The sequence below is a fragment of the Actinoplanes sp. NPDC051633 genome, assembly GCF_040681735.1.
Lineage (GTDB): Bacteria > Actinomycetota > Actinomycetes > Mycobacteriales > Micromonosporaceae > Actinoplanes.
The window spans coordinates 1-8,405 of record NZ_JBFAZH010000229.1; the positions used below are offsets into that span (position 1 = coordinate 1).

The 8,405-nt window shown below is 71.2% G+C and carries 7 protein-coding genes; 5 read left to right on the plus strand and 2 right to left on the minus strand.

Annotation, left to right across the window (positions count from 1 at the left end; genetic code table 11):
- Both AB0M20_RS15430 and AB0M20_RS15435 read left to right on the plus strand, forming a co-directional pair.
- The coding region (locus tag AB0M20_RS15430) for a zinc-binding dehydrogenase (RefSeq protein WP_364298475.1) at window positions 1-268 on the plus strand (268 nt) is incomplete at its 5' end.
- Window positions 269-372: 104 nt separating this feature from the next.
- Window positions 373-1,356, plus strand: a complete 984-nt coding sequence (locus tag AB0M20_RS15435; protein WP_364298477.1) for an IS481 family transposase — start codon at window positions 373-375, stop codon at window positions 1,354-1,356.
- A 34-nt stretch (window positions 1,357-1,390) separates the two neighbouring features.
- On the opposite strand, the gene AB0M20_RS15440 is transcribed toward AB0M20_RS15435, so the two are convergent.
- Together AB0M20_RS15440 and AB0M20_RS15445 are read right to left on the minus strand one after the other, a co-directional pair.
- Complete coding sequence (locus tag AB0M20_RS15440) at window positions 1,391-1,783, minus strand: response regulator (protein WP_364298479.1); 393 nt, start codon at window positions 1,781-1,783, stop codon at window positions 1,391-1,393.
- Complete coding sequence (locus AB0M20_RS15445) at window positions 1,780-4,410, minus strand: response regulator (RefSeq protein ID WP_364298481.1); 2,631 nt, start codon at window positions 4,408-4,410, stop codon at window positions 1,780-1,782. The genes AB0M20_RS15440 and AB0M20_RS15445 overlap by 4 nt, the downstream gene beginning before the upstream one ends.
- Before the next feature lie 55 nt (window positions 4,411-4,465).
- On the opposite strand from AB0M20_RS15445, the gene AB0M20_RS15450 reads away from it, so the two are divergent.
- The 3 genes from AB0M20_RS15450 (at window position 4,466) to AB0M20_RS15460 (ending at window position 8,351) form a co-directional block, all read left to right on the plus strand.
- Complete coding sequence (locus AB0M20_RS15450) at window positions 4,466-5,398, plus strand: bifunctional riboflavin kinase/FAD synthetase (protein WP_364298483.1); 933 nt, start codon at window positions 4,466-4,468, stop codon at window positions 5,396-5,398.
- Between the two features lie 122 nt (window positions 5,399-5,520).
- Complete coding sequence (gene rpsO / locus AB0M20_RS15455; protein WP_364298485.1) at window positions 5,521-5,790, plus strand: 30S ribosomal protein S15; 270 nt, start codon at window positions 5,521-5,523, stop codon at window positions 5,788-5,790.
- 200 nt (window positions 5,791-5,990) lie between these two features.
- Window positions 5,991-8,351, plus strand: coding sequence for a polyribonucleotide nucleotidyltransferase (locus AB0M20_RS15460; protein ID WP_364298487.1), 2,361 nt, complete (start codon window positions 5,991-5,993; stop codon window positions 8,349-8,351).
- Window positions 8,352-8,405: the final 54 nt, after the last annotated feature.

An 8,405-nucleotide genomic window follows, 5' to 3' on the forward strand; every position in this document is an offset into this window, starting at 1 on the left:
GCCGCAGGCCCGGATCGTGGTCTGCGGCGCCACCGGCGGGCACCAGGCGACCGTCGACCTGCGCCGGGTCTTCGCGATGCGGCTGGAGATCCTCGGCGCGACGATGGGCTCGGCGGACGAGTTGCGGGCGCTGATCGACTTCCTGGCCGAGAAGGACGTGCGGCCGGTGATCGACTCGACCTACGGCTTCAGCGCGGTGCGGGACGCCTTCGAGCACCTGGCCGAGGGCAAGGTCTTCGGCAAGGTGGTCGTGGACCACCTCCACTAGGTGTAATGCCCATGAGCGTTGTTGACGCGGCGTGGCGCCTTGATCAATGAGAAGACCTCCGGCGAGGTGGGAGTTGCGACGCTCTCCACCGACCGGAGGTCTCTATGGCCCACCGTAATGCCCGGCTAACCGTGCATGGCAGACGGCTACTGATCCAGCGTGTCATCACCGACCAGCGCCCTGTCGCCCACGTGGTCAAGGAACTCGGGGTGTCGCGCGCCACCGGCTACAAATGGGTGGCCCGGTGGCGCGCCGAGGGCGACGCCGGCCTGGCCGACCGGCCCAGCACCGCTCGGCGTCTGCCTGGTAAGACACCCGCCGACGTCGAGGCCCAGGTGTGCGCCCTGCGGACCACGCTCAAACGCGGCCCACGCCGCCTTGCCGGGCTGCTGGGCATACCGGCCTCCACCGTGCACGCGATCCTGACCCGGCACCACCTGCACCGTCTGGCCTGGCTGGACCGGCCTACCGGCACCCTGATCCGCCGCTACGAACGCGCCCGGCCCGGCGAACTGCTGCACGTCGATGTCAAGAAGATCGGCCGGCTGCGCGACGGCGGCGGCTGGCGGGTCCACGGCCGCGACAGCGACCAGGACCGCCGCAAACGCCGCGAACAACACGCCGGACGCCGGGTCGGCTACGAGTACGTGCACGCCGCGATCGACGACCACACCCGGCTGGCCTACGCCGAAATCCACCCCGACGAAACCTCCACCACCTGCGCCCAGTTCCTGCGCAACGCCGCCGCCCACTTCGCCCAGCACGGTATTGACCGCATCGAGCGGGTGATGACCGACAACGCCCTGGCCTACCGCCGCGGCCGGGCCTGGCGCCAAGCTCTGGCAGAGCTCGGCGCCCGAGCCCGGTTCACCCGCGCCTACCGGCCCCAGACCAACGGCAAAGCCGAACGCTTCAACCGCACCATGTGCGACGAATGGATCTACTCCCGCCCCTTCACCAGCGGCCAAGACCGCGCCGACGCCCTACCGATCTGGTTACATACCTACAACCACCACCGCGGCCACACCGCCCTCGCCGGACAACCACCCATCACCCGCATCAACAACGGTCTTGGGCCCTACACCTAGGCCGGGTCCTAGGCCGGTTTCCTAGTCCGGTTTCCTAGCCCGGCAGGTGCTCGGCCACCACGGCGACCAGGTCGGCGGCCGCATAGGGCTTGTCGAGGAAGCCGTCGCAGCCGGCCTCGATGGCCGCGGCCCGGTCCTGCGGCAGCACGCTCGCGGTCACCGCGACGACCGCCGGCCGCGAACCGGCCGGTTTGACGTTGCCGGTGGCCAGGTCCCGGGCCAGGGTCAGCCCGTTGCCGTCCGGCAGGTTCATGTCCAGCAGGATCAGGTCGACCGGATCGGTGACCAGACGTTCCCGCGCCGCGGCCAGGCTGGCCGCGTCGATGATCTCGGCGTCCCGCACCGCGGCGATCTGCGCCCGGGCGAGCACCGCCTTCACCAGGGTCCGGTTCAACACTTCGTCTTCGACCAGGAGGATCCTGCTCACGCGCTGTCCTTTCCGTGCATCGATCGCCGGCCCAGCAGTGGCGCCAACCTGGCCCAGCCCGACCCACCGGCCATCGCCTCGGCCAGCACCCCGCCGGCCATCGCGGTCGCCACCAGCGGCGCCGCGTCGGACGGGTCGGCGCCGGCCGCCGCGGTCAAGCCGATCACCGGCGTGTGCCGGATCGCCGGGTCCGACTCCATCGCCGCCATCAGGCTGAAGCCGTCCACGTCGGTGGTCTGCATGTCGCAGACGATCAGGTCGAAGTGCTCCGCGCGGCTGCGGGCCAGCCCGTCGCGGCCCTCGGCGCAGGCCACCACGTCGGCGCCGCCGGCCCGCAGGCCCTCCTCGATGGCGTGCCGCAGCTCGTCGTCCGGATCGACCACCAGCACCCGCGGGCTGTCCCGGTCGGCCAGCGTCTGCGCCAGCGCGGCGAGCAGCGTGGCCTGGTCCACCGGCTTGACGAAGTAGTCGCGGGCGCCCAGCTCGAGGCCGGTCTGCCGCTCGTCGAGGATGCTGGCGAAGAACACCGGGATGCCGGCCAGCCGGCTGTCCGCCTTGAGTCGGCGGATCACCTCCCAGCCGTCGATGCCGGGCAGCGTCACGTCCAGCACGATGGCGTCCGGCGGGTGGTCGGCGGCCTCGCTCAGCCCGGCCTCGCCGCTGCCGGCCACGTCCACCCGGTATCCGGCCGCGGTCAGCTGGGTGGTGAGCAGCTCGGCGGACTGCGGGTCGTCCTCGATGAGCAGCACCAGCGGGGCGTCGCCGCCGGCCGGGAGCTTGCGGATCACGGGGGCGGCCGGCAGTCGCACCGTGAAGGCGCTGCCCTCGCCCGGAGCCGACACCAGCGAGATCGAGCCCTCGTGGGCCTCCACGAGGCGCTGGGTCAGCGCCAGGCCGAGGCCGGTGCCCGCGCGCCGGCCCTCGTCGTCGCCGGCCTGCTGGAACTCCTCGAACACGCGGTTCTGGTCGGCGAGCGCGATGCCGATGCCGGTGTCCGCGACGACCACGTCGACCCAGTCGGCCGAGCTGGTCACGGTGACCGTGATGCGCCCGCCCTCCGGGGTGAACTTGATGGCGTTGGAGAGCAGGTTCTCCACGATCTGCCGGAACCGGACGCGGTCGGCCAGCGCGGTCGCCTGCGGCAGCGTCGACGACACGGTCAGGTTCTTGGTGCTGATCAGCGGCGACAGGCCGGTCAGCAGCTCAGCCACCGCGGTGTCCACCCGCAGCGGGGCGAGGCGCAGGTCGAGACGCCCGGCCTCCACCTTGGCCAGGTCGAGGATGTCGTTGATCAGGCCGAGCAGGTGCCGGCCGCTGGTGTGGATGTGCTCGACCCACTCGGCCGGGACCCGGCGGCGGTCGCCGTCCGGCTCCTCCAGCCGCATCAGGTCGCTGAAGCCGATGATCGCGTTGAGTGGCGTACGCAACTCGTGGCTCATGTTCGCCAGGAACGAGCTCTTCGCCTGGCTGGCCCGGGTCAGCGCCTCCACCGACGCGCTCAGCTCGGTGGCCAGCCGCCGCTGGGCCGACATCACCGCCTGCCGTTCGGCCAGCACCCCGGCCTGCCCGCCGAGCGAGGCCAGCAGCCGCAGGTCCTCGTCGCTGAACAGCGTCCGGTGGCGGTTGAAGAGCAGCACCGCGCCCTCGACGTCCGGCGGCACCCGCATGCTCAGCACGGTGACGAAGTCGTCGCCCAGATCGTCGCCGTAGTGCGCGACCAGCGACGGCGCGCCATCGCGCAGCCGGGCCGGCCGGCCCTCCCGGATCAGCGCGGTCAGATCGGTGTTGTCCAGCCCGTCCGGGTTCGGGATCGACGGGCCGGAGTACCCGATCGTGGCGAGCTGCCCGTCCGGCCGGGGCATCAGCACCGCGACCCCGTCGGCGCCGGTCTGCGTACGCATGATCTCGGCATAGATCTGCCAGACCTGCTCGGGCGACTCGACCGGGGCGCGCAGCAGCCGCTCGGTCACCCGCTGCGCGGCCGCGGCCGAGAACGCCCGGCGCAGCCAGCGTGGCGGCGCGAAGGCGACCGCGTATCCGAGGCCGCTGACCATGGCCAGCAGCCGGCCGGCGACCTCCAGGCCGGGCGTCTGGGTGAACGAGCCGGTGCCGATCAGCGCGACCATGCCGCCGAAGGCGAGCGTCGCGGCGGCCGCGATGGTCAGCCGGGCCTTGTTGGCGCCGGTCCGGCGGCGTGCCTTGCCGTAGAGCAGACCGGCCGCGATGCTCTCGCCGACCAGGAACACCACCACCACGAGCGCGAGCACCGGGTCGGTGGGCTGCGCGCCGACGACGAGCCGGGCGCCGGCCACGAACACCCAGGTCAGCCACACGAACGCCTCGAGCCAGCGCGGCACCGAGCGCAGTCGGGCGGCCAGCCGGACGGTCAGGCAGGGCTGGGTCAGCAGGATCGCCACGGCCACCGGCGGGATCCAGCCGGGCAGGACGCCGGGCAGCACCTCGCCGACGCTCGAGGCGAAGAGCACGGTCGGCGGGAGGAAGACCCAGGTGATGTCCCGCTGGAGTGGGTCGCGCCGCCGGAGGAACCCGTACAGGGACCGGACGAACAGCGCCGCGAAGGTCAACTCCGCGGCAAAGAGGACGGCGAGACTCCAGTCGGTGCTCATATCATCTCGAATCGTATCTTTTCAGAGCGCTGAAACAGGCCGATACGCTGTGCGGATGCAGCGATGGCGGGGTTATGAGGCGGTGCCCGGCGGCTGGGGCCGTTCGGTCGTGACCATCGGCGTCTTCGACGGCGTGCACCGCGGTCACCAGGCGATCATCGGCCACACCGTGAAGCGGGCCCGTGACCTCGGCGTGCAGTCGGTGGTGGTGACCTTCGATCCGCACCCGTCCGAGGTGGTGCGCCCGGGCTCGCACCCGGCGGTGCTGACCGAGCCGGTGCGCAAGGCCGAGCTGATCGAGCAGCTCGGCGTGGACGCCCTCTGCGTGGTGCCGTTCACGCCGGCGTTTTCCCAGCTCAGCCCCGAGGCCTTCGTGCACGGCGTGCTGGTCGAGGCGCTGCATGCGACGGCCGTCGTGGTGGGGGACAACTTCCGCTTCGGGCATCGCGCCGCGGGCGACGTGACACTGCTCACCGCGCTGGGGCGCTCGTTCGGCTTCGCGGTGGAGGAGGCGCCGCTGGTGGCCGCGGACGGCGTGGTGTTCTCGTCCACGTACACCCGCAGCTGTGTCGACGCGGGCGACGTGCGAGCCGCGGCCGCCGCACTCGGCCGGCCGCACCGCCTGGCCGGCGTCGTGGTGCGGGGTGACCAGCGCGGACGCGAGATCGGCTTCCCCACGGCCAACCTGATGTGCCATCGGTACGCGGCCATCCCGGCGGACGGTATCTACGCCGCCTGGCTGGTGCGCGGCGGCGTGCACGCGAGCCGGCAGATGGCCTCGGTGTCGGTCGGCACCAACCCGACCTTCTCCGGCCGCGAGCGACGGGTCGAGGCCTACGTGCTGGACTTCGCCGGCGACCTCTACGGCGAGCGGGTCAGCCTGGACTTCGTCGAGCACCTGCGGGAGCAGCGCACCTACGACGGGGTGGAGCCGCTGGTCGCCCAGATCCGCGAGGATGTGGAGCGGACCCGCGAAGTGCTCGGCTGAGGGGCTGGTAAGGTTGAGGTCGCTGGCACGTCCAGCGACCGGTCTCGCCTGCCTGCCCGACGCCGCGGGCCGCGAGTTTCCACACCGGCATCTTCATCCGGCAACACAGAATCACGGAGAACATGGCGCTCGATCAAGAGACCAAGACCAAGATCATCGATGAGTACAAGGCGCAGGACGGCGACACCGGGTCGCCCGAGGTGCAGGTCGCGATGCTGACCAAGCGGATCGCCGACCTCACCGAGCACCTGAAGGTGCACAAGCACGACCACCACAGCCGCCGCGGGCTGCTGCTGCTGGTCGGCCGCCGGCGCCGCCTGCTCAACTACGTGCACAAGAAGGACATCCAGCGTTACCGGTCGCTCATCGAGCGGCTCGGCCTGCGCCGATGACCTGACGGGGAGCGGCCGATCCGGGCCGCTCCCCTTTGCTTTACCCACGGACCCGCGCGGCCGCAGGCGAAACGGCACCGGTCCTCGGTAGTGGTACCCAGGCGTCAACTCCTGGGCACTTCGATCGAAGACCGGCCAGCCTGAGGACTTACCGCGCTGTGCAGACCGCCGGGTCCTTCGACGAAGGAGTACCGCACCACATGTCAGAGCAGAACAAAGCTCTCGGATCAGAATCCCGCACCGCGGTGATCGACAACGGGTCGTTCGGCACCCGTGAGATCACCTTCTCCACCGGCCGGCTCGCCCGGCAGGCCGCCGGCTCCGTGATCGTCCAGCTGGGCGACACCACGGTGCTGTCCGCCACCACGGCCAGCAAGCAGCCGAAGGAGCACTTCGACTTCTTCCCGCTCACCGTCGACGTCGAGGAGCGGATGTACGCGGTCGGGCGCATCCCCGGCTCGTTCTTCCGCCGCGAGGGCCGGCCCAGCGAGGACGCCATCCTCACCTGCCGCCTGATCGACCGGCCGCTGCGCCCGTCGTTCACCAAGGGCCTGCGCAACGAGGTCCAGGTCGTCGAGACCATCCTCGCGCTCGACCCGCAGCACCCCTACGACGTCGTCGCCATGAACGGCGCCTCGATGTCCACCAAGCTCTCCGGCCTGCCGTTCAGCGGCCCGGTCGGCTCCACCCGTGTCGCGCACGTCGAGGGCCAGTGGGTTGCGTTCCCCACCCTGGACGAGCTCGAGCGGGCCACCTTCGACATGGTCGTGGCCGGCCGCACCCTGCCGGACGGCGACGTCGCGATCATGATGGTCGAGGCCGAGGCCACGCCGCACGCGATCAAGCTGATCCAGGGCGGCGCCCAGGCGCCGACCGAGGAGGTCGTCGCCAGCGGCCTCGAGGCGGCCAAGCCCGCCATCCGCGAGCTGTGCCGCGCGCAGAGCGAGCTGGCCGAGATCGCCGCCAAGCCGGTCGCCGAGTTCCCGGTCTTCCTGGACTACCAGGAGGACGTGCTCAAGGCCGTCAACGACCTGGTCCGCGACGAGACCGCCGAGGCGCTGAAGATCGCCGGCAAGGCGGAGCGTGAGGAGTCGCTCGACCGCATCAAGGTCAAGGCGCAGGAGACGCTGGCCCCGCAGTTCGAGGGCCGGGAGAAGGAGATCTCCGCCGCCTTCCGCTCGCTCACCAAGAGCGAGGTCCGGCAGCGGGTGCTGCGCGAGCAGGTCCGCATCGACGGCCGCGGCCCGCGCGACATCCGGCCGCTGACCGCCCAGGTCGGCGTGCTGCCGCGGGTGCACGGCTCGGCGCTGTTCGAGCGTGGCGAGACCCAGATCATGGGCGTCAGCACGCTGAACATGCTGCGGCTGGAGCAGTCGCTGGACACCCTGGCGCCGGAGAAGTCCAAGCGCTACATGCACAACTACAACTTCCCGCCGTACTCGACCGGTGAGACCGGCCGGGTCGGCTCGCCGAAGCGCCGCGAGATCGGGCACGGCGCGCTGGCCGAGCGGGCCCTGGTGCCCGTGCTGCCGACGCGCGAGGAGTTCCCGTACGCGATCCGCCAGGTCTCCGAGGCCCTCGGCTCGAACGGCTCGACGTCGATGGGCTCGGTCTGCGCGTCGACGCTGTCCTTGCTGTCCGCCGGGGTTCCGCTGAAGGCGCCGGTCGCCGGCATCGCGATGGGCCTCATCTCCGACGAGGTCGACGGCAAGACGCAGTACGTCGCGCTGACCGACATCCTGGGCGCCGAGGACGCGTTCGGCGACATGGACTTCAAGGTCGCCGGCACCGCCGAGTTCGTCACCGCCCTGCAGCTCGACACCAAGCTCGACGGCATCCCGTCCGACGTGCTCGCCGGTGCCCTGCAGCAGGCGCACGACGCCCGCACCACGATCCTCGAGGTCATGAACCAGGCGATCAACTCGCCGGCCGAGATGTCGGAGTACGCCCCGCGCGTCACCTCCGTCAAGATCCCGGTCGACAAGATCGGCATGGTGATCGGCCCCAAGGGTCAGACGATCAACGCGATCCAGGACGAGACCGGCGCCGACATCTCCATCGAGGACGACGGCACGATCTACGTCGGCGCGACCAACGGCCCGTCGGCCGAGGCCGCGGTCGAGCGGATCAACGCGATCGCCAACCCGACGCTGCCCAAGATGGGCGACAAGTTCCTCGGCACGGTGGTGAAGACGGCCGCGTTCGGCGCGTTCATCTCGCTGCTGCCCGGCCGCGACGGCCTGCTGCACATCTCCAAGGTGGGCGACGGCAAGCGCGTCGACAAGGTCGAGGACTTCCTCAACGTCGGCGACAAGGTCGAGGTGTCGATCGCGGACATCGACCAGCGCGGCAAGATCTACCTGGACAAGGTCCGGCCGGAGGGCGCCGAGGCGCCGGCCGCCGAGGGCGCAGCGGGTGGATCGGGCGAGGCTCGTGAGTCGCGTCCGCCGCGTGAGGACCGTGGCCCCCGCGAGGACCGTGGCCCCCGCGAGGGTGGCGGCGAGCCGCGCCGGCGCCGGCAGCGTTCCGGTGGCGGCGGAGACCGCGGCCGCGACAGCTGACACGACGCGGCAGCTGACACGAATGGCAAGAACTGACCGCGGGCCGGCGAAACC

Bases quoted from the DNA above. Each gene is read 5' to 3' on its own strand.
- AB0M20_RS15450 (WP_364298483.1), top strand. From the start codon at position 4,466: ATGCAGCGATGGCGGGGTTATGAGGCGGTGCCCGGCGGCTGGGGCCGT.
- AB0M20_RS15435 (WP_364298477.1), top strand. From the start codon at position 373: ATGGCCCACCGTAATGCCCGGCTAACCGTGCATGGCAGACGGCTACTG.
- rpsO (WP_364298485.1), top strand. From the start codon at position 5,521: ATGGCGCTCGATCAAGAGACCAAGACCAAGATCATCGATGAGTACAAG.
- AB0M20_RS15445 (WP_364298481.1), bottom strand. From the start codon at position 4,410: ATGAGCACCGACTGGAGTCTCGCCGTCCTCTTTGCCGCGGAGTTGACC.
- AB0M20_RS15460 (WP_364298487.1), top strand. From the start codon at position 5,991: ATGTCAGAGCAGAACAAAGCTCTCGGATCAGAATCCCGCACCGCGGTG.